Origin of the sequence: Microbispora cellulosiformans (assembly GCF_008728085.1) — a bacterium.
GTDB classification, from domain to species: domain Bacteria; phylum Actinomycetota; class Actinomycetes; order Streptosporangiales; family Streptosporangiaceae; genus Microbispora; species Microbispora amethystogenes.
The window spans coordinates 15,904-42,392 of record NZ_VYTZ01000012.1 but is presented as its reverse complement, the minus strand read 5'-3'; the positions used below and the strand labels follow the sequence as shown (position 1 = coordinate 42,392).

Annotated in this window: 30 protein-coding genes and 1 tRNA gene; 15 read left to right on the top strand and 16 right to left on the bottom strand. The window is 69.5% G+C overall.

The features are described 5' to 3' along the window. Nucleotides 1-9: 9 nt before the first annotated feature. The gene (locus F5972_RS27940) at nucleotides 10-834 is read right to left on the bottom strand and encodes a cellulose binding domain-containing protein (RefSeq protein ID WP_150937515.1); all 825 of its coding nucleotides are present in this window, start codon (nucleotides 832-834) and stop codon (nucleotides 10-12) included. Next, entirely contained in the window at nucleotides 809-1,657 is an 849-nt protein-coding gene (locus F5972_RS27935; protein ID WP_263641867.1) for an ATP-binding cassette domain-containing protein, read from the bottom strand. The genes F5972_RS27940 and F5972_RS27935 overlap by 26 nt, the downstream gene beginning before the upstream one ends. On the opposite strand from F5972_RS27935, the gene F5972_RS27930 reads away from it, so the two are divergent. After that, a complete protein-coding gene (locus F5972_RS27930) occupies nucleotides 1,656-2,063 on the top strand; it encodes a hypothetical protein (RefSeq protein WP_150937511.1) in 408 nt (135 codons plus the stop codon). The two genes, F5972_RS27935 and F5972_RS27930, sit on opposite strands and share 2 nt — an antisense overlap. A gap of 58 nt (nucleotides 2,064-2,121) precedes the next feature. On the opposite strand, the gene F5972_RS27925 is transcribed toward F5972_RS27930, so the two are convergent. After that, the gene (locus F5972_RS27925) at nucleotides 2,122-2,973 is read right to left on the bottom strand and encodes a cellulose-binding domain-containing protein (RefSeq protein WP_150937509.1); all 852 of its coding nucleotides are present in this window, start codon (nucleotides 2,971-2,973) and stop codon (nucleotides 2,122-2,124) included. Between the two features lie 195 nt (nucleotides 2,974-3,168). Between F5972_RS27925 and F5972_RS27920 the strand changes: the two genes are divergently transcribed. Continuing rightward, nucleotides 3,169-3,903 (top strand): class I SAM-dependent methyltransferase, encoded by a 735-nt coding sequence (locus F5972_RS27920; protein WP_225311958.1) that lies wholly within the window; start codon nucleotides 3,169-3,171, stop codon nucleotides 3,901-3,903. Here the strand turns inward: F5972_RS27920 and F5972_RS27915 are convergent. Beyond that, nucleotides 3,887-4,261: a VOC family protein gene (locus F5972_RS27915; protein WP_150937507.1), complete on the bottom strand. Its 375-nt coding sequence runs from the start codon at nucleotides 4,259-4,261 to the stop codon at nucleotides 3,887-3,889. The genes F5972_RS27920 and F5972_RS27915 overlap by 17 nt on opposite strands. Further along, nucleotides 4,258-4,887, bottom strand: coding sequence for a TetR/AcrR family transcriptional regulator (locus tag F5972_RS27910; protein ID WP_225311957.1), 630 nt, complete (start codon nucleotides 4,885-4,887; stop codon nucleotides 4,258-4,260). The genes F5972_RS27915 and F5972_RS27910 overlap by 4 nt, the downstream gene beginning before the upstream one ends. 211 nt (nucleotides 4,888-5,098) lie before the next feature. Between F5972_RS27910 and F5972_RS27905 the strand changes: the two genes are divergently transcribed. The 4 genes from F5972_RS27905 to F5972_RS27890 all read left to right on the top strand — a co-directional run bounded on the left by F5972_RS27905 (nucleotide 5,099) and on the right by F5972_RS27890 (nucleotide 7,838). Continuing rightward, complete coding sequence (locus F5972_RS27905) at nucleotides 5,099-5,551, top strand: hypothetical protein (RefSeq protein ID WP_150937504.1); 453 nt, start codon at nucleotides 5,099-5,101, stop codon at nucleotides 5,549-5,551. Between the two features lie 156 nt (nucleotides 5,552-5,707). Then, a complete protein-coding gene (locus F5972_RS27900; RefSeq protein WP_150937502.1) occupies nucleotides 5,708-6,250 on the top strand; it encodes a hypothetical protein in 543 nt (180 codons plus the stop codon). 349 nt (nucleotides 6,251-6,599) lie between these two features. Beyond that, nucleotides 6,600-7,253, top strand: coding sequence for an MIP/aquaporin family protein (locus tag F5972_RS27895; RefSeq protein ID WP_150937500.1), 654 nt, complete (start codon nucleotides 6,600-6,602; stop codon nucleotides 7,251-7,253). Nucleotides 7,254-7,268: 15 nt separating this feature from the next. Beyond that, on the top strand, nucleotides 7,269-7,838 hold the full coding sequence (locus F5972_RS27890; RefSeq protein WP_150937498.1) for a ferritin-like domain-containing protein: 570 nt from the start codon (nucleotides 7,269-7,271) through the stop codon (nucleotides 7,836-7,838). Nucleotides 7,839-7,977: 139 nt separating this feature from the next. On the opposite strand, the gene F5972_RS27885 is transcribed toward F5972_RS27890, so the two are convergent. Then, nucleotides 7,978-8,781 (bottom strand): GNAT family N-acetyltransferase, encoded by an 804-nt coding sequence (locus tag F5972_RS27885; protein ID WP_150937496.1) that lies wholly within the window; start codon nucleotides 8,779-8,781, stop codon nucleotides 7,978-7,980. 570 nt (nucleotides 8,782-9,351) lie between these two features. On the opposite strand from F5972_RS27885, the gene F5972_RS39495 reads away from it, so the two are divergent. From F5972_RS39495 to F5972_RS39215, 4 genes are all read left to right on the top strand, one after another. Next, nucleotides 9,352-9,720, top strand: coding sequence for a PadR family transcriptional regulator (locus F5972_RS39495; protein WP_150937494.1), 369 nt, complete (start codon nucleotides 9,352-9,354; stop codon nucleotides 9,718-9,720). Further along, entirely contained in the window at nucleotides 9,717-10,505 is a 789-nt protein-coding gene (locus F5972_RS27875; RefSeq protein WP_150937492.1) for a hypothetical protein, read from the top strand. Before F5972_RS39495 ends, F5972_RS27875 begins: the two co-directional genes overlap by 4 nt. Before the next feature lie 548 nt (nucleotides 10,506-11,053). Continuing rightward, nucleotides 11,054-12,337: a pentapeptide repeat-containing protein gene (locus F5972_RS27870; RefSeq protein WP_150937490.1), complete on the top strand. Its 1,284-nt coding sequence runs from the start codon at nucleotides 11,054-11,056 to the stop codon at nucleotides 12,335-12,337. Between the two features lie 888 nt (nucleotides 12,338-13,225). Then, the gene (locus tag F5972_RS39215; protein WP_318527639.1) at nucleotides 13,226-13,834 is read left to right on the top strand and encodes a tyrosine-type recombinase/integrase; all 609 of its coding nucleotides are present in this window, start codon (nucleotides 13,226-13,228) and stop codon (nucleotides 13,832-13,834) included. Nucleotides 13,835-14,363: 529 nt separating this feature from the next. Here F5972_RS39215 and F5972_RS27860 read toward each other — a convergent pair. From F5972_RS27860 to galU, 9 genes are all read right to left on the bottom strand, one after another. Continuing rightward, nucleotides 14,364-14,440 (bottom strand) — tRNA-Ala (locus tag F5972_RS27860). A 50-nt stretch (nucleotides 14,441-14,490) separates the two neighbouring features. Continuing rightward, nucleotides 14,491-15,210, bottom strand: a complete 720-nt coding sequence (gene sepX, locus F5972_RS27855) for a divisome protein SepX/GlpR (RefSeq protein ID WP_150937486.1) — start codon at nucleotides 15,208-15,210, stop codon at nucleotides 14,491-14,493. Between the two features lie 348 nt (nucleotides 15,211-15,558). Continuing rightward, nucleotides 15,559-16,125, bottom strand: coding sequence for a hypothetical protein (locus tag F5972_RS27850; protein WP_150937485.1), 567 nt, complete (start codon nucleotides 16,123-16,125; stop codon nucleotides 15,559-15,561). A 20-nt stretch (nucleotides 16,126-16,145) separates the two neighbouring features. Continuing rightward, complete coding sequence (locus tag F5972_RS27845) at nucleotides 16,146-16,715, bottom strand: hypothetical protein (protein ID WP_150937483.1); 570 nt, start codon at nucleotides 16,713-16,715, stop codon at nucleotides 16,146-16,148. A gap of 112 nt (nucleotides 16,716-16,827) precedes the next feature. Next, nucleotides 16,828-17,469 (bottom strand): GNAT family N-acetyltransferase, encoded by a 642-nt coding sequence (locus F5972_RS27840; protein WP_111701422.1) that lies wholly within the window; start codon nucleotides 17,467-17,469, stop codon nucleotides 16,828-16,830. 61 nt (nucleotides 17,470-17,530) lie between these two features. Further along, entirely contained in the window at nucleotides 17,531-18,007 is a 477-nt protein-coding gene (locus tag F5972_RS27835; protein ID WP_150937480.1) for a MogA/MoaB family molybdenum cofactor biosynthesis protein, read from the bottom strand. 7 nt (nucleotides 18,008-18,014) lie between these two features. Then, nucleotides 18,015-18,515, bottom strand: coding sequence for a cyclic pyranopterin monophosphate synthase MoaC (gene moaC, locus F5972_RS27830; protein WP_150937478.1), 501 nt, complete (start codon nucleotides 18,513-18,515; stop codon nucleotides 18,015-18,017). Further along, nucleotides 18,512-19,696 carry a molybdotransferase-like divisome protein Glp gene (gene glp / locus F5972_RS27825; RefSeq protein ID WP_150937476.1) on the bottom strand — a complete coding sequence of 395 codons (1,185 nt, stop codon included), beginning with the start codon at nucleotides 19,694-19,696 and terminating at the stop codon, nucleotides 18,512-18,514. Before glp ends, moaC begins: the two co-directional genes overlap by 4 nt. Before the next feature lie 5 nt (nucleotides 19,697-19,701). Then, nucleotides 19,702-20,607 carry a UTP--glucose-1-phosphate uridylyltransferase GalU gene (gene galU, locus F5972_RS27820; RefSeq protein ID WP_150937474.1) on the bottom strand — a complete coding sequence of 302 codons (906 nt, stop codon included), beginning with the start codon at nucleotides 20,605-20,607 and terminating at the stop codon, nucleotides 19,702-19,704. 24 nt (nucleotides 20,608-20,631) lie between these two features. Here galU and F5972_RS27815 point away from each other — a divergent pair, with 24 nt between their 5' ends. The 5 genes from F5972_RS27815 (at nucleotide 20,632) to cpaB (ending at nucleotide 24,698) form a co-directional block, all read left to right on the top strand. After that, entirely contained in the window at nucleotides 20,632-21,207 is a 576-nt protein-coding gene (locus F5972_RS27815; RefSeq protein WP_150937472.1) for a 5-formyltetrahydrofolate cyclo-ligase, read from the top strand. Nucleotides 21,208-21,243: 36 nt separating this feature from the next. Beyond that, nucleotides 21,244-22,743: a potassium/proton antiporter gene (locus tag F5972_RS27810; protein ID WP_150937469.1), complete on the top strand. Its 1,500-nt coding sequence runs from the start codon at nucleotides 21,244-21,246 to the stop codon at nucleotides 22,741-22,743. 127 nt (nucleotides 22,744-22,870) lie between these two features. Continuing rightward, nucleotides 22,871-23,212 carry an FmdB family zinc ribbon protein gene (locus F5972_RS27805; RefSeq protein ID WP_150937466.1) on the top strand — a complete coding sequence of 114 codons (342 nt, stop codon included), beginning with the start codon at nucleotides 22,871-22,873 and terminating at the stop codon, nucleotides 23,210-23,212. 72 nt (nucleotides 23,213-23,284) lie between these two features. Next, entirely contained in the window at nucleotides 23,285-24,091 is an 807-nt protein-coding gene (locus F5972_RS27800) for an S-methyl-5'-thioadenosine phosphorylase (protein WP_150937464.1), read from the top strand. A gap of 13 nt (nucleotides 24,092-24,104) precedes the next feature. Then, nucleotides 24,105-24,698 carry a Flp pilus assembly protein CpaB gene (gene cpaB / locus F5972_RS27795; RefSeq protein ID WP_150937462.1) on the top strand — a complete coding sequence of 198 codons (594 nt, stop codon included), beginning with the start codon at nucleotides 24,105-24,107 and terminating at the stop codon, nucleotides 24,696-24,698. 6 nt (nucleotides 24,699-24,704) lie between these two features. Here the strand turns inward: cpaB and F5972_RS27790 are convergent, their stop codons facing one another. Further along, entirely contained in the window at nucleotides 24,705-25,820 is a 1,116-nt protein-coding gene (locus tag F5972_RS27790; protein ID WP_150937461.1) for a D-alanyl-D-alanine carboxypeptidase family protein, read from the bottom strand. Nucleotides 25,821-26,489: the final 669 nt, after the last annotated feature.

Here is a 26,489-nt window from a genome sequence, read left to right as displayed (position 1 = left end):
GCGGCGCTGTCAGGAGGTGCAGCCGATGGTGTCGTTGAGCCTGAAGTCGTCCGGACTCGGGTTGGTCCCCGAGTGGGTGCCGTTGAACCCGATGTTCAGCGTCTGCCCGGGCGCGATGTCCTTGACAAAGGGCGGGGCCGTCGCGGTCACCTTCGCACCGGTCTGGGACCAGATGGCCACCCACCCGTACGTCACCTGCTGACCGGCGGTGAAGTTGAAATCGAGCTTCCAGTTGTAGATGGGGGTGGAACCCGTGTTGGTGAGCGCGATGTTCACCGCCATCCCGCCCGGCCAGGTGAACGGATAGTACTCCACGCGGCAGGTGAGCCGCGGACTCGCCGACGGCGAGGTGACGACGTCGTTGACGATCTTCACGGAGACGGTCCCCGACGCGGGCCCGGTCGCGCCCTTCGTGTCCACGGCCACAATGTACAACTCGTGTATCTGGGAGGGCACGCCGTAGGGCGGCCACGGCAGGTAGACGTCGCCCAGCGTGGCCGTGGACGAGAACGTCGCCACGGTGACCGCGACGCCGTCGCGGTTCTCCCGGACCTGGTAGCAGGCGATGCCGTCGTCGTCGGTGGCGGGGGCCCAGCGCAGCCGGGCCATGTTCATGTACACGCCGATCACCTCCGGGGTGCCCGGCGCGCTGGGCGGCGTGTTCGGCGACGTCGGCGTGGTGGGGCAGGTAGGCGCGGAGGGCGACACTGACGGGGACGGGGACGGCCGCGGGGTCGTGTACGCCATGGCCTGGCCCGTCGTCGGCAGGGTGAGCGCGGCGGCCGCCAGCAGCCCCGCGGTGATCCAACTAGCCGTTCTCGTCGTCTTCCGCATCCTCTTCACTCCTCGTCAGCCAGCCGGTATCGTCTGCCCGGATCGTCGGCGTGGCGGTGAACGAGTTCAACCCTGCGAGGGGCGGGTGCGGCCACACGCTGCGATCACCCGTTCGCTGCTCTGTAAATTTCACTCCGGCCGCGGCGCTCCGCGAGCGTGGGCCTTCGGCGCGCGGGGTGTGCACGACCTCGGCCGGTGGTTCCGGCGCGGCGCGCCGCACGGCAAAAAGCCGGGCGATCACTTGGCCGATGACCGGCCCGTCCTGGTTTGCGACTAGTGCCGCGTAGTGCCCTCCGCGCGCCAGCAGGTCCCGGTGCCGGCCGTGCTCCACGATCCGCCCTCCGTCGATCACCACGATCTGGCCGGCGTCCCGTACGGTGCTCAGGCGGTGCGCGATGACGATGCGGGTCTGCGGCAGCATGGCGAGGTTCCACTCGATCCTGGCCTCGGTGACCGTGTCCAGGTGGCTGGTCGCCTCGTCCAGCAGCAGCACCGTGGGACGGCCGAGCAGGGCCCGGGCGAGCGCCAGCCGCTGCCGCTGACCGCCCGACAGGCCCATGCCCTCCGACAGTCGCGTGTCGTAGCCGAGGGGCATCGCCTCGATCTCCTCGTGGAGGCAGGCCAGCCGGGCGGCCTCCACGACCTCCGCGAGCGACGCGTCGGGGCGGGCCAGCGCGATGTTGTCCCGGATGGTGCCGGTGAACAGATGCGGCTCCTGCGTGACCACCCCGAAGTGGCGGCGCAGCGCGCCCCGGTCCAGCGCGTCGAGCGGGACGCCGTCGAAGCCGACCGTGCCGGTGGTGGGCTGGTGGAGGCCGAGCATGAGGCGGGCCAGCGTGCTCGTCCCCGCCCCCGGCGAACACGACTTCGAGATCTCCATCCGCGAGTCCGCTTTGATGATCCTGGTGGACGGCGACGCCGTACCGGACGGCGACCTGCGCGACCGGGTCGCCGAGGTGGTCAACGGAGAGGGCTGGCGTTCGGCCGACGGCGGCCGGGTCACCGGCGTGGACCTCTCCCATCCGCTGGCCCGGCTCCGGCACCCTCTCGACGCCCTCGGCCTCGCGGGCGGCGCTTCGGACGGCTCAGGGCCGGCCGCCCCGACGCGGGCGTCCGGGTCCGCTCGGGACGCGTACGTCTGGCGGCTCACCGGCACGGGCCGCCGCGCCGCACTGGCCGCGCTGCGCGCGCAGGCGCTGCGCCCCCGCCAGTACGCCGGCCTCGGCTGAGCCTCGCCCGGATTCCCGCCGTCCCTTCACGCGGGGGACGGCGGGAGCCCGGAGCCCGTCAGGAGGCGCAGGAGGCGCCGTTGAGGGAGTACGTCGCCGGCGACGGGTTCGCGCCGGTGTGGCTGCCGAGGAAGCCGACGGTCACGGACTTGCCCGGTGCGATGGTCTTGTTCCAGTCGAGGTTCACCGCCGTCACCTGGGTGCCGCTCTGCGACCAGGTGGCCGACCAGCCGTTGGTCACCTTCTGCCCGGGGTCGGGGAAGGCGAACGTGAGCCGCCACCCGCTCACGGCCGTTTCGGCGGTATTGGTGATCGTGATGCTCGTGCTCATCCCGCTCCACCAGCTGGAGGAGCTGACCGCCACCCGGCAGGTGACCCGGGCCGGTGAGGCCGAAGGCGAGGGCGGGTCGACGAGATCGTTGTAGATCGTCACGGACACCGAGCCGGACGGCGGGCCGGCCGCGCCCTTCGTGTCCACCGCCACGACGTACAGCTGGTGGACCTGGGACGGGACCCCCCTGGGCGGCCACGGCAGGTAGACGGAGCCCCCGGCGACCGTGCCCCCGAAGGACCCCACGACCCTTTCGACGCCCTCCCACACCTCGCGGACCTGGTAGCAGGCGATGCCGTCCGCGTCGGTGGCGGGCGCCCAGTGCAGGATGACCTGCGTCATGAAGACCTGGACGTCCGTAGGCGTTCCCGGGGCGGTCGGCGGCGTGTTCTGCTCCGACGGGGGCTGAATCGCCGGGCAGGGAGTGGGACTCGCCGTCGGCGACGGGCTCGGCGGGAACGTGGTGAAGGCCGCCGAAGTCCCGGCGGTCGCGCGTGCCGCCGCGGGCGCGACGATCGCGGCCCCCGCCAGCAGGGCCGCCGTGATCCAGGCGCCCGTCCCCGTTCTGGTCCGTGTCATCCGCACTCCTTGTGTCGACCGGCCCCCATGCCCCGGATCGTCTGCTCCTGGGGGCTCTCGGTCAACGAACGCGGGCGCGCAGGGCCGTCCCGCTGGGACAAACGGCTCGCGGCTCTGCAACTTTCATCCGGAGTCTCCCCTCCGGATGATGCTCCGCCCTGTACGGCGCGCTGCGGGAGGCGGTACAAACTGGCTGTGAAGCCGCGTGCGAACTATGGGGTGGACGCGCCGGGGGTGCTCGCCTGGCTGGCTGTGGGCGGGATCGCGGAGACCGGACTCGCCGTGATCCTCTTCGGCGCCGACTGGGTCGCCCCGGCGGTGGTGCTGCTGGTCGGCGGGGTCATGATGCTCGTCGGCGCCGCGTTCTTCGCGCACACCACTTCGCGGGGCAAGTTCCTGGTCTGGGACGAGGAGTTGGACCGGCTCGGCCTCACCGGGAACGAACGCGTTCTCGATCTCGGCTGCGGGCGCGGGCTCGTCCTGCTCAAGGCCGCGGCGCGGGTCCCCGGCGGCCACGCGACCGGGCTGGACCTGTGGACCGCGGACCAGTCGGGCAACACGCCGGAGGCCACTTCGGCCAACGCCGCCGCCGAAGGAGTCACCGGCCGGGTCACCCTGGTCACCGCCGACATGCGCGACCTGCCCTTCGCCGACGCGGAGTTCGACGTGGTCGTGTCGAGCCTCGCCGTCCACAACATCCCCGACGACGAAGGGCGCGCGCTGGCCGTACGGGAGGCGTTCCGCGTGCTGAAGCCGGGCGGCAGGCTACGCCTGGCCGACTTCCGCAACGCCCGCCGGTACGCCGCCGTGCTCCGCGAGTGCGGGGCGGCCGACGTCGAGGTGTACGACCTCGGCTGGCGGTTCTGGTACGGCGGACCACACGCCAGGACGACGATGGTCGCCGCCACCGCGGTCAGGCGGGAGACATGACCTCGTAGAGGTTGCGCGTGGCGTCGACGAAGAACAGCCCGCGCGGGCACAGCGGATGGTCGATCCGGCCGTTGTCGGGTTGGGCCGGATGGCTGCCGTAGGGCACCCCGGCCTCTCGTAGCCGCGCCAGGATCCGGTCGAACGTGGCCGGGTCCACGTCGAAGGCCAGGTGCACGCCGACGGGATCGTCCACGGTCATGAAATCCAAGGTCAGCGTGTCGTTCACCCGTACCGGCGCGAAGTGGCCGTCGCGGCCGGCGGGCGGCAACTCCTCCAGACCCATGATCGAGGCGAAGAACCGGGCCGCCTCGCGGTTGTCCGCGGCGGGGACGATCGTGTGGTTCAGCGTGATGGTCATGCCACGCTCCCGGGGGTGTCACTCCGGGAGGCGCCGCTTTGGGGGGTGCCGCTCTGGGGGGTGCCGAGGGTGCCGTGCAGGAGGACGTCGACGAGCTCTCCGGGAGACGAGCCCAGGTCGCCGGACGCGGGAAGGGGCCGGGTGAAGAGCATCCCCAGGAAGACCGACGCGACCCTTCCGGGCTCCAGGCGCAGCGCCGCCCGGTCGGGCTCGATCAGCTCGACGATCGCCTCGTGGGTCGCCTTCATCGACGCCTCCCTGCCGCCCGGGGCCCGCCGGTCTCCGGAGCCTCGCTCGCGACGGTGGCCGGTGCCGTGCAGGGAGCCGATTATGGTGCCCATGCGGCCCAGGTGGGCGCGCAGCGCCTCGGCCGCCTGCGTCAGCCGATCGGCCAGCGGTTCGTCGAGGGAGATCGAGGCCAGCTCGCGCAGCACGTGGCCGGGGTTCATCGCCTCGGCGAGACACGCGTCGAGGAGTTCGTCCTTGTCGGCGAAGACCCGGAAGATCGTGCCCTCCCCGATGCCGGCCGCGCGGGCGATCTGGCTGGTGGTGACGGCCGCGCCGTGTTCGGCGACCAGCGGAAGCGCAGCGGCCACGATCATGTCTCTGCGTTGCTCAGGGCTCATCGCCGGCGCTCTCCGGCGGGATGTCGTCGTCTCTGTCATGTGACCTATTTTGCGGAGTGAGCACTCACTCCGTCAAGGGAAATACGTCACCGCTCCCGACCCTGTCGTCGCCGCCGAACTTCTGCTTGCGGGCCTTCTCTCTGGCCCACTGAAGTTGTCAGTCCCGTTCGCCATGATCGGCACGCGTACCGAGCACACACGAGGGAGTGCCATGGCTGAGATCATCAAGCGCCTTCTCGACCCCTGGAAGATAGAGCCGTACCTGCGGGGGGTCGCGGACGTCGAAGCGCCGTGGAGCGTCGCCGGAGGCACCTCCGGCGACGAATGGATCACCATCGGTCCCGACGGCATCGCGCTCGACGCCGCCCACTACGGTCACGCTCTCATCGAGTACGAACTCTGGGACGGCGAGCCGCCCGCCTCGGACTGGGAGGAGAGCCGGTCCGGGAGCATCTACCTGACCTCCGGAAAGATCTGCGCGATCACTTCGTACGTCGAAGAAATCGATGAAGACGGGGATTTCGACCTCGGCCGCGCAGGCCAGGAGTGGCGGTTCAGAGCCCACCGCAAGCCCCTCAGCCACGAGAACTTCACCGCGGAGGTCATCCGCCTCTCGCTGTTCAAGCTGCAGTTCTGGGCACCCCCGGAGGACAGCCGGGTGTGATCGGGCTCGCTGACTGCTCGCCGGCCCCGCGAGCCGCCGCGAACTCCGCCGTGAGCGCGCTGAGGTCGCGTCGCACGGCCAGGGCGGGCCGGTTACAGGGCGCCGTGGCAAGCCTGTTCCAGGTCAGTCCCAAGTGCGCGACGCCATGCTGGCTTCATGGACCTGAGCGAGGCTTTCGAGGGACTCACCACGACCGTGACCCCGGGTCGCCGCATGCCGGGCAAGATCGGGATGGGCATCCTCCTGATCTGCTGGCTCACGCTCGGCGTGCTGCCCTTCGTGGTCGCGGTGCCGGACTTCCAGCTGGCGACCGGGAAGATCGGCACCCCCGGCACCCTCACCGTCGTCTCCTGCGTCTCCCTCGGTCAGGGGCGCTACGACTGCAAGGGCCGGTTCGTCCCCGACAGTGGTGGAGACGCGGTCCCGGTGGCCGCCTCACCCGACTCGGAGGCGGGGGACGTGACGCGGGCCCAGCTCACCCCCGAGGGCGACCGGGCGCTGCCATCCGGCACGAAGGGCGTCCTGCGGGCCATGACACTCCCCGCCACCGGCCTCGTGGTGCTGGCCTTCCTGCCGTACGTCCTGCTGTACGTCTTCAAGGTCAGGCGGGGTCGCAGGACCGCCGTGATCGCGGGGTCGGTGGTCGCCACCCTGTCCCTGGTTCTGATCGTGATCGGCCTCGTAGCCGCCTCCTCCTGACCGCCCTGCCGGGGGTGTGGTCGCTCAGGTGGCCACCCGGACAAGCGGAGAGGCCGGTCCCGCTGGGCGGATCCGGCCTCTTTCGTGGTGAAGCTATGACCATAAAGATAATTCTCCGCCTTCCCGCTATTTACCGACGCCCAGATCGCACAACAATTGTGGCCGGCCCTCGCCGTACAAGGGATGGAGCCGCATCCCCCGCTCCGCGTCATTTCTGGTTCGACGCCGTAAAGGGCCGTAAGGGGCCGTAAGAAGCCCGCAATCTCCTGAGCTGCGGATCATGGAACTATCTGGATGCGCTGCCGCGCTTGCGTGACCGGTCTCGGTTCACACGTAGAGAGGACAGTCCATGCGCAGCTACATCACGGAATTCATCGGAACGTACTTCCTGGTTCTCACGGTCGGTGCCACGGTCTTGACGAAGACGCCCTTGGCGCCCGTGGCCATCGGCGCGATCCTGACGGTCATGGTGTACGCCGGAGGACATGTCTCCGGTGCCCACTACAACCCCGCCGTGACCTTGGCCGTGCTCATCCGCGGCCGGATCAGTCCGGCGGACGCCGTTCCCTACTGGATCGCCCAGCTGGCGGGCGGTGTTCTCGCCGCGCTTACCGCTACCTATATCGTCAATCCCCGCAGCGTGCCGACGCTGTCGCCCTCTGGGCGCGAACTGGGGGTCGCGCTGCTGGCCGAGGCACTGTTCACGTTCGCGCTCGCGTACGTGGTGCTGAACGCGGCCACCAGCAGGGACCACCCTGGCAACAGCTTCTACGGCCTGGCCATCGGATTCACCGTGACGGCCGGCGCGTTCGCGGTCGGTGGCATTTCCGGTGGCGCTTTCAACCCGGCCGTCGCCGTCGGCGCCGCCTCCATGGGGCTTCTCGCCTGGTCCAAGATCTGGGTCTGGCTCCTGGCCGACCTGGCCGGCGGCGCCCTGGCCGGGGTCGCCTTCCTCGCGCTCAACCCGAAGGAACGCGCCCCGCTGGAACTCTCCACAACCTGACCGCCTGGAGCCGACATGATCAGCGCACGCGAAGTCGTCGAGCAAGCCGGCATAGATGTGAATGAACTGATCGACCGGCTCACCTCCGCCGCCGCAGCGGAGCTGGGCGCCTTCTACAGGTACACGATTCTGACCGCTTATCCGCTCGGTTTCGCCGATGAGGAACTACGCCAGATCCTCAAAGACATCCGCGATGAGGATCGCCACCACTTCGACGCGCTCGTCAACCGCATCTACGAACTGGACGGAACGCTTCCCGGGGACATCCGGCAGTTCCTGGGAAGCGGACATGCGTCGCCGTGGGGATTCCCCGGCGACGCGCGGGATCCGGTCACGACACTCACCGAAGACGTACGACGCGCCGTCCACCCCTACGGGGGCCTGTGCGACCTCACCGAAGGTAGCGATCAACGCACCTTCGTGCTGGCCCAGGCGATCCGCAACGAGAAGACCGAACACATGGCGTGGCTGGAAGAGTTCCTCAGCACAGGACCGCCTGCGCGCTTCCGCCCCGGCTTCCGCGGCCGCTCCCCCTTTCTCTCCCGTCTGTCTGTCGCTTCCGACAGGACAGAACCAACAGCGTGACCTCATCCCAGGAGTCGGATCGCGGTCGCCCGGACACGACGCGATCTCCTCACCGGCGGCTGGGGACGTTGCTGTGCGGCACCGCTGCTGTACGGACGGCGGAGGCCCCCTCCTGGTCACGGGAAGGGGCCTGGACCGTTCACGCTCGTCGAGAACGAACCCAATGGCGATCCTCGCGCACGACGGTGAACCCGGCCGATCGATAGAGCGCCACCGCGGCGTCGTTCGTGGACGGTGTCACGACGGCGACCGCGCTTGCGCCCCGATGGGCGAGAGCCGCGCACGCGCCCAGCACGGCATCGCGCCCATAGCCGTGCCCGCGGTGGTCCGGATGCGTGCCAACCGGTTCGAGCAGCCCGCACCTGCCCGCGCCCGCGAACCATCCGGTCGCGGCGGCCGCGGGCTCCCCCGCGGGCGTGCGTACGAGCGCCTCAACGGCCAGTCCGCCCGCCGGTGACCGCTTCATCGTGCGCCAGCGCTCGACGGTGAACGTGGATCCCTCGAAGGCGGACCGCTGCACCAGCACCCGATCGGCAGCACCGGCCTCACCGACCGGCTCGGCGCGGCTCGACACGGGCCGCGGGGTCCACGACATGACGAGCCAGGGCTCCTCTTGATCGAGCTCCCACCCGGGCAGAGCCAGACCGTCGGACCGATCGTTGCCGGGTTCGAGCAGTTCCTCGGCATCGGCCGCGAGCGCCCCGAGATCGGCGCCGGGCGCGGCGGTCACGCGCAGCACGGGTCCGTCGAGGAAGCCGGCTGCCACCGGCACCACGTCATCAGTCCAAAGAAGAACGGCCGCGTCGTCGAACCGCAGATGCCACCCCACATCTCCGGAATGGAGGCCGCCGCCCGGGGCATCGGATGGCGTCCACTCGCACAGCGCGCGCAGCGCCGGGCCGGTCTCGGCAGCGGTCAGGCGGTGCCGTGTGAGTGGGATCATGGACGGTAGGCTAGCCAGCGCGCCACGGTGGCTCAAAGGCTTTTGACCAGGCTGTCGAACCGCTCGACCGCCCCGGCCGTGCGCGTGCACCGGGCATCGTGAGCGGCGGCCCCGGTGTCTCAGCCGTCACGGCGGTCGAGCTTCCCACGGTTGTCGCCCGTCTTCCTGCTGGGCGCGGTGGCCATACCGACGGGCCTCGACGGCGAACGGCCGGGACGTAGCGAGACGGCCCTGAGCAGCGAAAAGGCCCGCCAGGTGGATCACCTGACGGGCCTCCGTCGTGGTGGAGCTATGGGGATTTGAACCCCAGACCCCTTCGATGCGAAGCCAGGACGGCGAAGCTTCGAGCTGGGCACAAGTGGTCGTCAACCTGCTCACACTGTTCGCCGCTGTCCGCAGATGTTCGCGGTTCTTCGTGGTGGTCGTCACCCAGTTAGTCACCCCAACTGCGCCACTCGAGACGGCTGCGCCTATGGGTGGGGTCGCCTAGCTGGCTAGGTCACTGATGCCGACGAAACGAGTAGCGGTGATAGCGCGCGAAACCTTACTCGACTTAGGTAAGATAAGGCCATGTCGCCACCAGTACGTGTTACCAAACCGCTGCTCGATGTTCTCGAGACTCTCATCACGGCACTACATCAGGGCTATGAGCTGCACGGATGGGCCATCATCAAGGCTACGGGCCGCTCCGGCCCCACTGTCTACGGTGTACTTGATCGCCTGGAAGACGCAGGCTGGATCGAAGGGAACTGGGAGGATCGAAATCCTGACCCCAGCAAGCCAGCTCGCCGGTTCTATAAGCTGACCGGAGTGGGGCTCCCTGCTGCCCGCAACCTTCTCCTCGAACGCCGGCCGAGATCTCTCCGCACTACTCACGAAGTCGATGGTTCGCTTCGACGCCTACTTGGGCCCACGAGTTGCGGCGGGAGCACTTTATGAGTAACGCAGAGATAGTGCTCGGGATACTTCTCGGCCTTGTAGTGAACGAGTTCTGCGATGTTTCCCCATGGTTGGCGAGAATCGTCATCCGCTGGTCTGCTGACATCAGGTACAAGAACGCCCCACGCCAGCAAATGCGAGCCGATGAGCTCGTAGCACTCATCGAGGAGCGACCTGGGAAGCTGTTCAAGCTGCTCACGGCGGCGGGCTTCCTTGTAAGCGCTATCTTTCATGTTAGCTACCATGGCAGCTCCCGGCAGATCAAGGTCTTGGCATATATCGCAAGGCACTACTCTATAAAAGAGTGCAGGGAAGCGATCCCAGCATTTCTGCGCGGTGAAGGTCGGATCCTCTATGCATATCGCGTGATTCGGCCGAGGTTGTCCTATGTGTATCAGTCGGTTGAAGAGCGTATAAGGCCATTGCTTCAAGTGGTTATCGATCGCACTGAGACTGAATTCTCAGGGGAGTCGACACCCATGCTGCACGCCGAATTGAAGCAGGTGGCTACGCATATGAGTGCAGCCTCGGACCTCCTTATGCAGAGCTTAACGGCGTTCGACGAAACGGCGCGCCCACTCAAAGGGTTTGCTCGATTCGCGAACCTGCTCGATGAGAGGCATGGGCGGGTGGCTGGTAAGCCCATTGACACTAGTGTTCTTGATCGCATGTTCAAGAACGCGGAAGACAGGTGGGCCGAATTGGTCAGGACCACGACGAATCAGTCGGGAAGTCTTGAAAGCGCTTCTCCTGCCACACGAGGGATTGACCGAGCGCCCGAATAAGATGCTCCAAGGCCTTGCGCCTGACTGTGATGAAAGGCCCGTCGATCGAGGCGGGCCTTTCAGCGGTCGGGCCGAGCTGGACTGTAGGCCGGGTTCTGATTCCGCATGAGCGCTAGCTGTATGAATTCGCGCTACACCACAAGCGACCTGCGATAGCGCTTCCGTTCGTTGTCATCGCTTGCCAGCGTTTTCCGAGCGCATGCGCTCCCGATGCGCCCCCAGCCGGCCGAACCCGCGAGCCTTGAGCTCAGGTTTTCATTGCTTCGGTCTGCCTACCCTCGTAACAGGATGACGCCGATACGACGTTCAGGAACTCTCAGCACAATCAAGGTGCGTTGAAGCGGAACTCTGATCGCCATCCTGGCAACGTGGGCCGGAAGGGTTGCTGCGCTGGTTGAGCGGCCTTCTGGCCTGACATCGTTGATCACCACTTGTCGACGTTTCGCGGTGTCTTGTGCCCCGTACGTGCCCCAGCAGCCGCCCGCACCACTCTCCATCGCCCCCTCTTTTCCGCTCTCTGTCGGTACCGGCCTGGCATCGTGGGGAACATGCCGAATCTCCCCCGCCTGGCGAACCTGGTCCGGCTCCGCCGCAGCACCGGTGAGCCGCGGCCGGTCAAGCTGCTGCATATCGGCGTGGCTCTGGCCCTCACTCTGGTCACCGCTACTCTCGTCGCCGGCGCCTTGCTGGCTGGTGCTCTGGCCTGGATCGGCCTGCCATCCAAGGTCACGCTCGACACCACCAACCTGCTGGAGATCGTCAAAATCTCGCTGGCCGTCGTCGGCGGCATCGGCGGCGCCGTCGCCCTGGTTGTCGCCTACCGCAAGCAGCGCCTGGCCGAGGAGGACAACCACCGCGCCCGGGAGCAGAACGATCGCGCTCGGGAGGCCGCCCGCCGCGAAGACACCAAGCTGTACGTCGAACGCTTCACCACCGCCGCCAACCAGCTCGGCTCCGACGCCCCTGCGGTCCGCCTGGCCGGTGTCCACGCACTGGCCGCCCTCGCTGACGATTGGGAAGGAGGCCGCCAGATGTGCATCGACGTCCTTTGCGCCTACCTGCGCATGCCCCCGGAACCTGAGCCCGATGCTGGTCACAATCTGGCCGGGCACGTCGGTTGGCGGGCCATGCGCGAAGTGCGTGCCACCATCGTCCGTCTGATCGCTGCTCATCTGAGCGGCAACGCCCCCATCTCCTGGAGCGGGGCCGATCTGGACTTCACTGGAGTCGTCTTCGACGGCGCCAACTTCAGAGACGCGGTGTTCTCCGGCGGCCTGGTCTCGTTCGGCGGTGCGGAGTTCTCCGACGGCCTGGTCTCGTTTAACGGCGCGAAGTTCTCCGACGGCACGGTCTCGTTTGCCGGCGCGAAGTTCTCCGGCGGCACGGTCTCATTCGGCTGGGCGGAGTTCTCCGGCCGCCTGGTCACGTTTGCCCACGCGGAGTTCTCCGACGGCCGGGTCTCGTTTGTCGGCGCGAAGTTCTCCGAAGGCCTGGCCTGGTTCGACGGGGCGGTGTTCTCCGGCAGCCGGGTCGTGTTTGACGGCGCGGAGTTCTCCGACGGCGGGGTCTCGTTTGCCGGTGCGGAGTTCTCCGACGGCCTCGTCTCATTCGACAGGGCGGTGTTCTCCGGCAGCCTAGTCGTGTTTGCCGGTGCGGAGTTCTCCGGTGGCCTGGTCGACTTCAGCGAGACTGCCGACTGGTCCCATCCCCCTATCGAGCTTCCCGACCAGGCACCAGGGCTACGAACGCCGCCCGCTAACAAGGACACCAGCGAGAACGAGACCGAAGGCCGAGATCAGGAGCCCGAAGCCAATGCCGCAGGCCTTCCCTGACGCCTCATAGTGGTTGCTCTGTCTCGCTAAAGATGGCGCATGGCATGGCTCCTGACCGGTCCGTACGCACCACTCCGCCCCCTCCCCCGATAGCTGCCAGGAATCGCGACGGTCGGCCGGGTTCTAATTCCGCATGCTCGCTACCTGCACGCTCTCGCCCTACCTTGGAAGCGACCTGCGATGACGCTTCCGTTCGTTGTCATCGCTTGCCAGCGTTTTCCGAGCGCGTGCGCCCCCGATGCGCCCTTATGAGCCGTGACCATATGCTAAGATTTGCATGTGCCCAAGCGATCGGGCCACGGAACTTAGCGCAGCTTGGCAGCGCACTTGACTGGGGGTCAAGGGTCCGTGCGTTTAAATCCGGCCGTGCGGCCCGCACACTCGCACCCCTCCTGATCTCTCGTCTGCCGTCGACCCATCGCGAAGCGACAGCGGGCCGGGGACGGAGGGTCAAGCCCTGCCTCGCGTGTACCTGCTCCCGGTGGCCTTCCTCGCGCGCTGGTTGTCCTGCCCGCACGGCTGGGCTTGACCTGGAGGAGCCGGGCTGCTGGGCTCTGCCTGGGTCGATGGCAGGCGAGCGATCAGGCTTCTACCCCAGCCACCTACGGCGCGAGCCGTGCACGCCCCCCGCTCTCGGAGTCGGAGGCCCCGGGGTTTGGGGCAGCGCCCCAAGGTCCTCGCCGTTACTGCTTCCCCCGTCTCTCCTCCCTGCTTCCTCTTCCCTTCTCTTCCCGTCTGCCAGCGTCGCCCCCTGGTCTCCGGGTTCTTCGGCGTCGCGGTGCCGCTTGTGATCCAACGACCGTTCACCACTTTGGGGAGAGAGATCGCTTTTCGCGCATTGCCGCTTTGCCGCCATCGGTCGAACACCGCGCCGCTTGTCGGCGCAGGGTGCGCGCCGCCTGCCGGCGGGACCGGCCGGAGAGCCGCAGCCCGCCGGCGGGGCGGGCGCGCGGCCCAGCGGGATACACACCCTGTGTCTTGCGTGCCTTCCCTCTCGGAAGTGCGGGCCGTGATGGCTTCCCGGGCTGCGCTGTGCTCCCCCCGTCGTTCGACCCCCTCACGGTGCCACTGGAAGACAGCTCAGGAAACAACCCCTCCTCTTTGCCGATCCCATCCCCCGGCGGGTCCTCCTCCTTGGTGGCCCGCCTTCTGTCTCGGATCGTTAAGCCTGCGGTCTCCTCGCGTGTCTTCCCCGCAGTGCCCCCTCCCCCTCCCACCGCACCCCGCCGAAGGCGGCTTGATGGCGTAGGGAAACCTGTAACAAGTAAAAAGGCCGGTCTTAATGAGAAGGAGTGGACACCCCGCGAGATGCGCCACAGCTTCGTATCGCTGCTGTCGGCTAGTGGAGTGCCGATCGAGAACATCTCACGCCTGGTGGGCCACAGCAACACCAGGGTGACCGAGACGGTGTACCGCAAGCAGCTACGGCCGGTGCTCCTGGAGGGGGCCGAAGCGATGGACGGCCTCTTCTCAGAAGGCCGATCACCAAAGCAATAAAGGTCCGCGTGACGGCGTTTTAAGGCCGTCCATACGGGCACAACATCAGTAAGCTACCCATAGCTGTCTATGGCGACTTTTGTTCCTTTCCTTCAAGCCACAAAAAGCGCGCCATACAGCTTCTAGCCGTGCTTGGTGACTATTTATACGGTTTGACGCCATGGCTAATAACAAGACCCGCGTCAAGCAGCACCAGCGAACTCTCCGCAACGGGAGGAAAGTGCCTGTCCGGGCGCACGAACGAAGACTTCCGGCTAAAACAGTCGCGGCTGCCGGCGGTGGTGGGCTCGTCGCCTTCCTGGTGTTCCTCGTCTTGATCGCTATGGGGCAGAGCAACGCAGCCAAGACGCCCTCCCAGGGGCCTGCCCCCACGGTGACAGCAGGCGTCCCGTGAGCGCCACCTCCGCAGGTGCCAGAGCAACCCGCAGTTAGGTAGCGGCGCCGGCAGCCCGGCGACGCCGTAGTCACTCAGTTAGTCACCCAGAAGATCAAAGAGGCCGGTCCCGCTGAGCGGAACCGGCCTCTGTCGTGGTGGAGCTATGGGGATTTGAACCCCAGACCCCTTCGATGCGAACGAAGTGCGCTACCGGACTGCGCTATAGCCCCAACGACCTCGATTAGATTACCAAACTCTGCGGGGTGTTCGCGCCACCGAATCAGTCGCCGACCGCGCGCCGCCCGTCGGCGTACTGGTCGAAGACCTGCGAACGCTTGCGCGCCTCGAACTTGATGATCTCCGCCTCGCGGGCCAGGGCGGCCAGGGCGCGGCGGCGCTCCCGCTGCCGGCGCAGGTACGCCGCCCGCGCCCGCGCGGCCTTCTCCCGCTGTTCCCGGTCCGCGCGTACGGCCACGCGCAGCACGGCGAGGTAGCCGACGAGGAGCACGCCGGAGGGCGCGACCGCCCACCAGGGCATCACGCGGACGGCGGCGGTGACCACGGAGGCCAGGACGAGCAGAACGCTCCAAAGGAGGCGCCTGCGGCGCCGCGCGAGGATCCGGGCGCGGCGTTGGGCGGCCACCCTGCGTGCCCGCGCATGCCTCTCCGCGGCGACCTGGTCGGCGGCGACATGGTCCACGGAAGCCGGGGCCGCCGAAGCCGGGGACGAGGTGGACCTGTCCGACGGGGTGACGACCGTGTCGGCGTCGTTCTCCTCGGCGTCGTCCTCGATCGCGTCGCCCGGGACGGAGCCGGAGCCGGCTTCGAGGTCGGCTTCCGGGCCGGACGCGGCGGCGGGCGGCTCGGACAGCGTGGTCGCCTCCGCCGCCGGGTCCTCGAACAGGTCGTCGTCGATGTGCCGGTCCCGGCGCAGCCACATGGGCAGCAGGACGCTGAGCCACATGACCACGATGGCGAGGTAGAGCACGGCGCTACCCACGCGCCCACCTCCGGATCAGCCTCCGGAACGCCGTACGGGCGGGCTCGGGGGCATGGTGAACACATCCCTGCACTCGTGGCGTCTGAGAGGTGTTCACGTCACGCACCGTAGGACCGCGTGTCGATGAATGACGAGCATTCGGTCCGGTGTGTCGCGAGATCGTCAAAGCTGTTCATGTAATTCGATCCCGCGAGAGCCGCGTGGTCCCACCGGTACCAGGTGGATCCGGGGTACGGCCGGCCGGGTCGCGGCGGCGTCCCCGGCCGGCCGTACCGGCGCTGACGGTCGGAAACCGACGATCAGGGCTTCAGCCGCGCCGACGGTGGGCGGCCGACGCGCTGCGGGAGGTCACTCATCGAAGTACACGGAGGCGGACCGGTACGTGGTCTTGCCGTTCTCGTCCCCGTAGTGCGTACGACCGGTCATGACCTTGCCGGCCCTGGCCTGCCAGGTGTGGCTGCTCTCGGTGTACTGACCGCTCACTTCCCCGTCGACCAGCCTGATCTGTCGCGTGGACCAGTACAGCGCGGCGGTGCGGTACCTCGTGTAGCCGTTCTCGTCGCCCTCGTGCCACCTGCCGACGACCACCTGGTCGTTCGGGGCGCTGTAGTCGGACTTGCTCTCCCTCTGGGGGGAGGTCCAGTCTCCGGCGTGCACCTCGACCTGCAGACCGTTGATCAGAATCCGGCTGCAGAAGTAGGTGGTCTTGGCGTTCTCGTCCCCGTAGTGCGAACGGCCGGTGAGCACCTGGTTCGGCGGGCAGGTGAACTGGTAGCCCGTCCATTCCCAGACGGTCTGGCTGAAGACCTGTTCCACCTTGATCGTCACGGCCGCCGAGGCGGGCGAAGTCATGGTGGTGGCGGACAGGCCGGCGGCCACGGCGACGGCGGACAGAGCCTTGCTGAACGTTCTCACAGTCTTCGGCGCCTTTCCTGTCAGCCCGCGACGGTTACGTTGGCGAAGCGGTACCACGTGTTGCCGTTCTCGTCCCCGCTGTGCTTACGGCCGGTCATGACCCCGGTCCCCTGCGCCTGCCAGGTGTGGTTGCTCTCCCGGTAGGCACCGCTGATGTCCCCGCTGGTCAGCAGCACCCGCTGGCCCCGCCAGTACAGGGTGGCGGTTCGGTACCTCGTGTAGCCGTTCTCGTCGCCTTCGTGCCACCTGCCGACGACCGCCTGGTGGTCGGGGGCGCTGAAGTCGGACTTGCTCTCCTTCTGGCGGGCGGTCCAGTCGCCGATGTACACCCGGGCCTGCTCACCCTCGATGAGGATGAAGCTGCAGGAGTAGGTGGTGGGGGCGTTCTCGTCGCCGTAGTGCGCCCGGGCGGTGAGCACCATGTTGGTGGGGCAGGTGAACGGGTCGATCCACTCCCGCACGGTCTCACTGTGGGCGGTCACGATCTCGATCCGCACCGGCGCGGCGGACGCGGGTGCCGGAGCCGCCGCGCTCATGGCCGCCATGGCGGTCAGAGCGGCCGCCGCGGTGGATAACGCCTTTTTCCTCATACGGATGTCTCCCCGTGATGCGGTTTCGCTTACGGCGACGAAGCATCACGGGGCCCACTGGTGATCCACTTGTGTCTCGGTTGCGACTGCGGCGGGGCTCGCCCGCCCGCGTCTAACCGGGGCTGGGCTCGCTGCGGCGAGCGGCCGAGTTCATCGTGCGGCGCCACTGGACGAGCAGCCCGCGCGGCACGTCCTCCACGGTCAGCGCGTAGCAGATGTGGTCGCGCCAGGCGCCGTCGATGTGCAGCTGACGCCGGCGGATTCCCTCCTCGCGGAAGCCGAGTTTCTCCACGACCCGGCGGCTGGCCTGGTTCTCCGGCCGGATGTTGGCCTCCAGACGGTGTAAACCGGTGGTGAAGAAGCAGTGGTCCACGGCCATGGCGAGCGCGGTCGGGATGATGCCCCGCCCGGCCAGCCTGCCGTCAACCCAGTAGCCCACCTGGGCGGAACGGGCCGACCCCCACACGATCGCCCCCACGGTGAGCTGCCCGGCGAACCGCCCCTCGTACGTGACGACCCACGGCATGGCCATCCCCTGGCGGGCCTCGCGGCGCAGCGTGCCGACCATCGAGACGTACGGCCCGAGACCGGTGCGGAACAGCGGGGTCTCCGGGTTGCTCGGCTCCCACGGACGGAGCCACTCGGCGTTGCGCAGCCGGGTGTCGCGCCAGTCACGGACGTCACGCAGGCGCAGCGGCCGTAGCCCCACGGGCCCCTCGGTCAGGGACACCGGCCAGCCGCGAAGTCGATCCATTTGTCAATCATCCACCGGAGAACCGTCAACGCGCCACGTGGGTGCGCATGACTTCGAGCGGTCAGCGGGCATGGTCGCCGCCGCGGATCTGGTCCACCACGTGGGCCAGGATCGGGGCCAGCACGGCCATGCCGTCCCGTACGCCGCCGGACGACCCGGGGAGGTTGACCACCAGCGTCCGGCCGGCCTGCCCGGCGAGCCCGCGGGACAGGATCGACGTCGGCACCTTCTCGCGGTTGACCTGCCGTACGGCCTCGGCGATGCCGGGAATCTCCCGGTCCAGGACGCGGCGGGTCATCTCGGGCGTGAGGTCCATGGGCGTGACGCCGGTGCCGCCGGTGGTCACGATCACGTCGTATCCCTCGCCGACGCCCTCGCGCAGCGCCGTCTCGACGGGCTCGCCGTCCGGGACCACCCGCGGCCCGTCCACCACATCGCAGCCCGCCTCCTTGAGGAGGGAGGCCAGCAGCGGGCCGGACCGGTCCTCGTACACCCCCGCGGACGCCCTGTTGGAGACGGTCACCACCAGCGCGCGCACGCCGCCCTCACTTCCGGTCGAGACGGTCGCGGGCGTCGCCGGGGTCGCGGTCCCAGTGGCCCGTCTTGCCGCCGATCTTCTCCTCCACCCGCACGTCGCTGATCACCGCCGCCGGGTCCACCGCCTTGATCATGTCGACCAGGGCGAGCGCCGCGACGGTGACGGCCGTCAGGGCCTCCATCTCCACGCCCGTACGGTCCGCCGTACGGACCCGGGCGGTGATCTCGACACCCTCGTCCACGACGGACAGGTCGACCTTCACGCCGGTCAGGGCGATCGGGTGGCAGAGCGGCACCAGGTCGGGCGTGCGCTTGGCCCCCATGATCCCGGCGATCCGCGCCACCCCGAGCGCGTCGCCCTTGGGCACGTCGCCCGCCCGCAGCACGGCCACCGCCTCCGGCGACAGCAGGACCCGCCCGGTCGCGACGGCCGTACGGGCGCTGACGTCCTTCTCCGAGACGTCGACCATCCGGGCGGCGCCGGTCTCGTCGACGTGAGTGAGTTTCATAGGGGAATCACCTCCACCTCGGCCCCCTCGGGCAGCGAGGTCACGTCCTCCGGAACCACGATCAGCGCGTTCGCCGCGGCCAGCGCCGCGAGCTGGTGCGAGCCCTGGCCGGTGACCGGCGCGACGGTCCGCCCGGTCAGCACGGCCCGCAGGTAGGACCGCTTCCCGGCGGGCGACCGCAGCGGCGCCGTCACGGTGGCCCGTACGGCCTCCGGCGGCCCCGCCGGGAGCCCCTGCATGGCCCGCAGGGCCGGCCGGACGAAGAGCACGAACGAGACGAACGACGACACCGGATTGCCCGGCAGCGTGAAGATCGGCACCCGGTCCGGCCCGACGACGCCGAAGCCCTGGGGCATCCCCGGCTGCATCGCGACCTTCTCGAAGGCCACCGTGCCGAGCGGCGAGAGGGCCTCCTTGACCGGCTCGTACGCCCCCATCGAGACGCCGCCGCTGGTGATCACGGCGTCGGCCCGCAGGAGCTGGGCGTCCAGGACGTCCAGGAACTCCTTGGGGTCGTCGGAGACCGAACCGGCCCGGAACGCCTCCGCTCCGGCCTCCCGTACGGCGGCCGTCAGCATGAAGCTGTTGGACTCCCAGATCTGGCCCGCGCCCAGCGGGGTGCCGGGCTCGGCGAGCTCGGCGCCCGTGGAGATCACGACGACCCGCGGCCGGGGCCGCACCCGCACCCGCCGCCGGCCGGCTCCGGCGAGGATCCCGACCTGGGCGGCGCCGATCCGGGCGCCCTCGCGGAGCACCGTCTCCCCCGCCAGGACGTCCTCGCCCGCCCGCCGGATCGCGTTGCCCGGCAGGGCCGGCCGGTCGATCCGTACGCGGGCGGTGCCGCCGTCCGTCCACTCGACCGGGACGACGGCGTCGGCCCCCGCCGGCATCGGCGCGCCGGTCATGACGCGGGCGACCAGGCCGGGCCCGACGGCGTTCAGCCCGCCGTCGCCCGCCGCCACGTCCCCGATCACGGGCAGCGTGACGGGCGCCCCGGCGACGTCCTCGGCCCGTACGGCGTAGCCGTCCATCGCCGAGTTGTCGAACGGCGGCAGCGGCACGGGCGAGGTGACGTCCTCGGCCAGCACGGCACCGAGGGCGGCGTCGATCTCGACCTCCAGCGGGGCGAGCGGGCGCACCACCGCGAGGATGTCGGCGAGATGGCGGTCGACGGGCTTCATGTCTCTCAGTGTTCGATCTGGTCGAGGAACTGCCGGAGCCAGGGCAGGAAGTCGGGCGCGAGATCGCCCCGGTTCGCGGCGAACTGCACCACGGTCTGTAGATATTCGAGCTTGTTGCCGGTGTCGTAGCGGCGGCCCCGGAACAGCACGCCGTGCACCGGCCCGCCCTCGCCGGGGGCCGTCGCCGCCAGCGTACGCAGCGCGTCGGTGAGCTGGATCTCGCCGCCACGCCCGGGCGGGGTCCGCTCCAGCACCTCGAACACGGCCGGGTCGATCACATACCGACCGATGATCGCCCAGTTCGAGGGGGCCTCGTCGGCCGGGGGCTTCTCCACGAGGTCGGTGACGCGGACGACGTCGTCCTCGTCGGTCGGCTCGATGGCGGCGGCGCCGTACAGGGAGACGTGCTCGCGCGGCACCTCCATCAGCGCGACGACGCTGCCGCCGTACGTCGCGCGCACCTCGATCATGCGCCTGAGCAGCGGGTCGCGGGGGTCGATGAGGTCGTCACCGAGCAGGCAGGCGAACGGCTCGTGGCCGACGTGCTGCTTGGCGCACAGGACGGCGTGGCCGAGGCCCTTCGGCTCGCCCTGCCGCACATAGTGCATGGTGGCGAGGTCCACGGGCTCCTTCACCTGGCTGAGCCGCTCCTCGTCGCCCTTGGCGCGCAGCGCGTCCTCAAGCTCGTACGCTACGTCGAAGTGATCCTCGATCGAACGCTTGTTGCGGCCGGTCACCATCAGGACATCGAGCAGCCCGGCGGAGACGGCCTCCTCCACCACATACTGGATCGCCGGTTTGTCGACGATGGGCAGCATCTCCTTGGGGGTCGCCTTCGTCGCGGGAAGGAAGCGGGTGCCCAGACCCGCGGCGGGCACGACGGCTTTGGTCACGGGATCGAAGTCAGCCATGGTTGAACACTAACGGAGCGGGCTGTGGACAAGCTGAACCTGCGTCGCCGTATCCTCCGCGACCGGTCGGAGCTGGACGAACGCACGCAGCGCGCGTCCTCGGCCGCGATCCGTGAGACGCTCCTCGACCAGCCGTGGGTGCAGATGGCCGGGCTCGTCGCCTGCTACTGGTCGATCGGGACGGAACCGGCCACGCACGGGCTGATCCTCGCCCTGTGGAAGCACGGCGCGACCGTGATGCTTCCGGTGCAGCGGCCCGACGGCGAGCTCGACTGGGCGGTGTACGACGGCCCGGACTCGCTCGCCCCGGGGCCGTACGGGGTCATGGAGCCGGTGGACGTCCGGCGCGGGGTGGACGCGATCAGGACGGCCGCGCTGGTCCTCGTGCCCGCCCTCGCCGTCGACCGGGTGACGGGCGTACGGCTCGGCCGGGGCGGCGGCTTCTACGACCGGGCGCTGACCCGCGTCGGGCCGAACGTGCCGACGGTGGCGCTGCTGCACGAGGGCGAGCTGATCGAGGGGGTCCCGGCGGAGCCGCACGATCAGCATGTACGGTTCGCTGCCCTTCCGAGTGGAATCGTCCGGTTGTTGCAGGTGTGACAAGATTGGCGTAGGCGCGGTGAAAGGAGCGGTGGTCTGAACGTCTGGCTGCTGCTGTCCGCCGCCGTAGTCATCGCGGCCATCGCGTCCGTCCGGATCGCGCACCGCACCGGCCTGCCCACCCTGCTCATCTATCTGTGCCTCGGCCTGCTGCTCGGTGAACGCGGCCTCGGCGGCATCCACTTCGACAACGCGCACCTCGCCCAGGAACTCGGCCTGATCGCGCTCGCGGTGATCCTGGCCGAAGGCGGCCTGACCACCAACTGGAGTCACGTACGCGACGCCGTGCCGAGCGCGCTCGTGCTCGCCACGGTGGGCATCGCGGTCAGCGTCGCCGTGCTCGCCGCGACCGTCGCGGTCCTGCTCGGCCTGGACTGGCGGTCGGCGTTCCTGCTCGGCGCCGTGCTCGCCTCCACCGACGCGGCGGCCGTGTTCTCGGTGTTGCGGCGGCTGCCGCTGCCGCCCCGGCTCGCCGGGATCCTGGAGGCGGAGTCGGGCTTCAACGACGCGCCCGCCGTCATCCTCGTGATGACGCTGAGCGTGAGCTCGACGCTGACGCTCTCGGTGCCGGCCACCCTGCTGGACACCGCCGCCGAACTCGCCATCGGCGCGACCGTCGGCCTCGCGGTCGGGCCCGCCGGGGCGTACGCGCTGCGCCGGGTGGCCCTGCCCGCCTCCGGCCTCTATCCGATCGCGGTGCTGGCGCTGGCGTTCGTCGCCTACAGCGGGGCGGCGCTGCTGCACGGCAGCGGCTTCCTCGCGGTGTACGTCGCGACGCTGATTCTCGGCAACGCCCGTCTTCCCCACCGCGCCGCGACCCGCGGCTTCGCGGAGGGCGCGGCGTGGCTCGCCCAGATCGGGCTGTTCGTGATGCTCGGCATCCTGGCCGACCCGGCGGAGCTGCCCGTCGTGATCGTGCCCGCCCTGGTGACGGGGGTGCTGCTGGTCCTGGTCGCCCGGCCGGCGTCGGTCCTGGTGTCCAGCCTGTTCGTACGGCTCCTGCGTCTCGGGTCGATGCCGTGGCGGGAACAGATCTTCCTGTCGTGGGCCGGGCTGCGCGGCGCGGTGCCGATCGTGCTCGCCACGATCCCCTGGAGCGCCGGGGTGCCGGGGGCGAAGGGCCTGTTCAACGACGTGTTCATCATCGTGATCGTGTTCACGCTCCTGCAGGGGCCGACGCTGCCGTACCTCGCGCGGGTGCTCGGCCTGGCCGCCGAGGGCGAGGCGCGCGACCTCGACGTGGAGGCCGCGCCGCTGGAGGAGCTGAAGGCCGACCTGCTGCAGGTCCGCATCCCGCGCGGGTCGCTCATGCACGGCGTGGAGATCTTCGAGCTGCGGCTGCCCACCGACACCATGGTGACTCTCGTCGTACGGAACGGGCGGTCGTTCGTGCCCGGGCCGACGACCCAGCTTCTGATCGGCGACCAGCTTCTCGTCGTCACCACGGCCGCGCAGCGGGAGACGGTCGAACGCCGCCTGCGCGCGGTCAGCCGCAAGGGCAAGCTGGCCGGCTGGTACGGCGAACGCGGCGGCTGACGGTTCTTCTGGGGCTGCGCGAAGGGGACACCGGGGGGCAATAAACCGGGCTGGAGTGGCGTTTGCGCTTGTTGGTTGAATACCATTAGCAATCGACCCGGTCGAGTGCCAGTCTCAGGAGGAGCGAGTGCCCACCTACCAGTACGCCTGTACCGCTTGCGGGGAGCAGCTGGAGGCCGTTCAGAAGTTCTCTGACGACCCGCTCACGGAGTGCCCGGCCTGCCAGGGCAAGCTGCGCAAGGTGTTCTCCGCCGTCGGCATCGTGTTCAAGGGCTCCGGCTTCTACCGGACCGACAGCCGTTCGTCGAGCTCGTCGACGACCACGTCCAGCACGACGACGCCGTCGAAGTCCGCCGACTCCAACGGCTCCGGCGACTCGGGCGGTTCGGGTGCCGCCGCGAAGAAGGAGACCGCCTCGACCAGCACGTCGACGAGCACCTCCTCGTCGGGATCGACCGCCGCCGCCTGAGGTTTCTGAGGTTGTCCACAGGGGCCGCCGGACCGCGCCGGAGGCACGGCGCCGTTCGCTAGGGTCGGCCCCATGGTCAATCGCGCAGACATCGGCGTCATCGGCGGATCCGGGCTCTACTCCCTGCTGGAGGACGCCCACGAGGTCGACGTGACGACGCCGTACGGCCCGCCCAGTGACACGATCTCCGTGGGCCGCATCGGCGGCAGGTCCGTCGCGTTCATCCCCCGGCACGGCCGCGGCCACACGTATCCTCCCCACCGCATCCCCTATCGGGCGAACATGTGGGCCCTGCGGTCCCTCGGCGTCCGGCAGGTCCTCGCGCCCAGCGCGGTCGGGTCCCTGCGCCCCGAGATCGGCCCGGGCGCCCTCGTGATCCCCGACCAGCTCGTGGACCGCACCCAGAGCCGCGAGCAGACCTATTACGACGCGGGCGGCGCCGTCCACGTGTCGTTCTCCGACCCCTACTGCCCCACCGGCCGGGCCACCGCCGCGACCACAGCCCGCGACACCGGCTGGGACACGGTGGACGGCGGCACGCTGGTCGTGATCGAGGGTCCCCGCTTCTCCACCCGCGCCGAGTCGCAGTGGTACGCAGGTGCGGGCTGGTCGATCATCGGCATGACCGGGCACCCCGAGGCGGTCCTCGCCCGCGAGCTGGCCCTCTGCTACACGACCCTCGCCCTCGTCACCGACCACGACGCCGGCGTCGAGGCGGGCGAAGGGGTCACCCACGAGGAGGTGCTGGCCTTCTTCGCGGCCAACGTGGAGCGGATGCGCACGCTGGTCTCCCAGGTCGTGGAGGCCCTGCCGGAGGAGCGCCCCTGCCCCTGCGGCAACGCCCTCGACGGCATCAAGCTCCCGATCGATCTCCCCTGATGGTCGGGTCGTCATGCGCGCCCTGAAACGGCTTCCGGTGCGCCGTCGCCGTGCGCTCGCCGCGATCCTCGCCGGGCTCGCGGCGGCGTGCGCGCTGTCGGCCGTACGGGCGCCGCGGGGCGTGGAGGTCCTCGCCGCCGCCCGCGACCTCGCCGGAGGCAGGCTGACCGCCTCCGACGTGATGGTCGTACGGCTGCCGCCCGACGCCGTGCCCGCCGGGGCGTACGCGGCGGGCTCCCCGGTGACCGGCAGGGTGGTCGCGGGCCCGCTGCGCCGGGGCGAGCCGCTCACCGACGCGCGCCTCCTCGGGCCGGGCCTGTTCCGGTTCTCCGGATCGCCGGACTCGGTCGCGACGCCGGTCCGGATCGCGGACCCGGGCGCCGCCCGGCTGCTGTCGCCGGGGGACGTGATCGACGTCCTGGCGGCGTACGAGGACGGCCCCTTCGAGGCCCGGACGGTCGCCCAGCAGGTCCGGGTGATCGCCCGGCCGCCCGGTTCCACAGACGGCGGAGGACTGCTCGTGCTGGCCACCACCCCCGCCCAGGCCGCCGGGCTCGCCCAGGCCCAGGCACAGGGCAGACTCTCGGTGACCATCCACCCCCGCTGAGCGAGGTTAAGGCAGGAGTGATCCGAGCTTGGGGTCGTACTCCCAGTGCCACGGCTCGAAGGGGCTGTGATAAGCCCAGTCGGGGTGGAACCAGCCGAACTTCTTGCCGTTGGCCTCAAGCCAGTTGAACTGGGCGGACCGGAAGCTCTGCACGCCGCCGCAGAGGTCGACGGCGAGCCCCAGCCCGTGGTTGCTCTTGCCCGGCGTGGCCGCGAACCCGGGCCGCCGGTAGTAGACGGCCTGCTGCTCCCCGAGGCTGCGGTAGCTGTCGGAGATGCACATCGGCGTGCCGAAGCGCTTCTTGTAGGCGAGGTTGAGGTCGGCGAAGGCGATCGCCGCGTCCGCCCGCAGGGTCTCCCCGGCTTGCGGGAGCGGGCACAGGATGTTCTTGGGGAGAAGGCCGTTCGGATACTGCTCCGCCTGCGCGATGCGGGTGGGATCGCAGCCGCCCGCGCCCTCCGTCCCCTGGCCGATCTTCACGCCCAGCTTGACCAGCGCTCTGGTCAGCGACCGGACCAGCGTCGTGGAGCGCTTGCGCATGATGGTGACCTGCGCGCTGAGCTGCGCCTCCTGGAGCAGGCTGGCCGCCCGCAGCTCCTGCGCCTCCTGCGCGAGCCGCTGCTGACCTTCGAGCAGCTTCGACGCCTCGCTGAGGACGGTGTTGTGTCCGGCGACCAGGTGCTGCATGTCGCTCATCCTGCGCAGGATGGCCGTGCCGTCCCCGCCGGCGATGAACGGGCTGAGGCCCGCGACCGAGGGATCCTGGTAGAGCGACGCCGCCAGGTCGGACAACGGCTTGCGCAGCTTGTTGAGCTCGGCCGTGGCCTGCTGGAGACGAGTGAGCTTGCCCGCGAGCTCCTTCTCCACGCCCGCGAACTTCTTCTGCCGCGCCACCAGCGCCCGGTTCGCGTCCTCGATCGACTTGTAGGCCTTCTGGGCCTCACGCCGCAGCTCGGTCAGGGAGGTGGGCTCCTTGCCAAGCTCGCCCGCCCAGACAGCGGCGTCGGTAGGGGCGCTCGCGCCTGTCGTACGCGCTGATGCCGCCGCGGCCGTGGAGGCACCGGTGAGCGAGGTCATCACCGTGACGACCGCGATCAGCCCGGCCGACCGAGGAGATGACACGCCCGACTCCCCCGTTTGCGAACTCGTGACCTGGGTCAGGGACGCACGTTACTACAGCGTCCGGTGCGCCGGTGCCCGGGTTCGCCCAAGCGCTATCGACCGATCACGTCGCGTTTGCGCCTTTCCAGCTCGTACGACTACTGCCCGCCGCCCTCCCGGCAGGCATCCCAGAGCCACGTGCCCTCCCACTCCGGAGCACACGCCGGGCGCTCCTCCCTTGGTTCAGGCCGTTCGATGGGCCGCCCTTTCTCCGGTGTCTCCCGAGGGACGGCCTTCCAGACCCGCCGGACAACCGGCGCGGGAACAGCGGGAAGCCGCACCAGCCCCTCATAACGACGCGCCGGCCCGTACGGCTCGGGCACCGGCGTCGGCTCCAGTACCGTTTTTGCCGTCTGCGCGGCCCGTCCGGCGTCCGCGAACGGCCGCGCTCCCGACGCCGCCTCGGCGGACAGCCCCGGCCCGGCACTCCGTACACCGCCGGCAGGCTCGGCGAGCACGTTCTGAGCCTCATCCGCCAAGCCGCTCCGCGTACGTTCCCCGTAGCCCGCGAGATCGGCCACAAGCAAGCCTGAAGCAAGGATCCCTGGCGCAATCATCGCCGCGACGAGCGTCATCGATCGCCGCCGCAGGGATCCGCGTCGCGTTACGGTCACAGCCAGCGACAGTAAG

Bases quoted from the DNA above. Each gene is read 5' to 3' on its own strand.
- F5972_RS27940 (WP_150937515.1), bottom strand. From the start codon at position 834: ATGCGGAAGACGACGAGAACGGCTAGTTGGATCACCGCGGGGCTGCTG.
- F5972_RS27930 (WP_150937511.1), top strand. From the start codon at position 1,656: ATGAGGCGGGCCAGCGTGCTCGTCCCCGCCCCCGGCGAACACGACTTC.
- F5972_RS27935 (WP_263641867.1), bottom strand. From the start codon at position 1,657: ATGCTCGGCCTCCACCAGCCCACCACCGGCACGGTCGGCTTCGACGGC.
- F5972_RS27925 (WP_150937509.1), bottom strand. From the start codon at position 2,973: ATGACACGGACCAGAACGGGGACGGGCGCCTGGATCACGGCGGCCCTG.
- F5972_RS27915 (WP_150937507.1), bottom strand. From the start codon at position 4,261: ATGACCATCACGCTGAACCACACGATCGTCCCCGCCGCGGACAACCGC.
- F5972_RS27910 (WP_225311957.1), bottom strand. From the start codon at position 4,887: ATGAGCCCTGAGCAACGCAGAGACATGATCGTGGCCGCTGCGCTTCCG.
- F5972_RS27905 (WP_150937504.1), top strand. From the start codon at position 5,099: ATGGCTGAGATCATCAAGCGCCTTCTCGACCCCTGGAAGATAGAGCCG.
- F5972_RS27900 (WP_150937502.1), top strand. From the start codon at position 5,708: ATGGACCTGAGCGAGGCTTTCGAGGGACTCACCACGACCGTGACCCCG.
- F5972_RS27895 (WP_150937500.1), top strand. From the start codon at position 6,600: ATGCGCAGCTACATCACGGAATTCATCGGAACGTACTTCCTGGTTCTC.
- F5972_RS27890 (WP_150937498.1), top strand. From the start codon at position 7,269: ATGATCAGCGCACGCGAAGTCGTCGAGCAAGCCGGCATAGATGTGAAT.
- F5972_RS27885 (WP_150937496.1), bottom strand. From the start codon at position 8,781: ATGATCCCACTCACACGGCACCGCCTGACCGCTGCCGAGACCGGCCCG.
- F5972_RS39495 (WP_150937494.1), top strand. From the start codon at position 9,352: ATGTCGCCACCAGTACGTGTTACCAAACCGCTGCTCGATGTTCTCGAG.
- F5972_RS27875 (WP_150937492.1), top strand. From the start codon at position 9,717: ATGAGTAACGCAGAGATAGTGCTCGGGATACTTCTCGGCCTTGTAGTG.
- F5972_RS27870 (WP_150937490.1), top strand. From the start codon at position 11,054: ATGCCGAATCTCCCCCGCCTGGCGAACCTGGTCCGGCTCCGCCGCAGC.
- F5972_RS27845 (WP_150937483.1), bottom strand. From the start codon at position 16,715: ATGAGGAAAAAGGCGTTATCCACCGCGGCGGCCGCTCTGACCGCCATG.
- F5972_RS27840 (WP_111701422.1), bottom strand. From the start codon at position 17,469: ATGGATCGACTTCGCGGCTGGCCGGTGTCCCTGACCGAGGGGCCCGTG.
- moaC (WP_150937478.1), bottom strand. From the start codon at position 18,515: ATGAAACTCACTCACGTCGACGAGACCGGCGCCGCCCGGATGGTCGAC.
- glp (WP_150937476.1), bottom strand. From the start codon at position 19,696: ATGAAGCCCGTCGACCGCCATCTCGCCGACATCCTCGCGGTGGTGCGC.
- galU (WP_150937474.1), bottom strand. From the start codon at position 20,607: ATGGCTGACTTCGATCCCGTGACCAAAGCCGTCGTGCCCGCCGCGGGT.
- F5972_RS27800 (WP_150937464.1), top strand. From the start codon at position 23,285: ATGGTCAATCGCGCAGACATCGGCGTCATCGGCGGATCCGGGCTCTAC.
- cpaB (WP_150937462.1), top strand. From the start codon at position 24,105: ATGCGCGCCCTGAAACGGCTTCCGGTGCGCCGTCGCCGTGCGCTCGCC.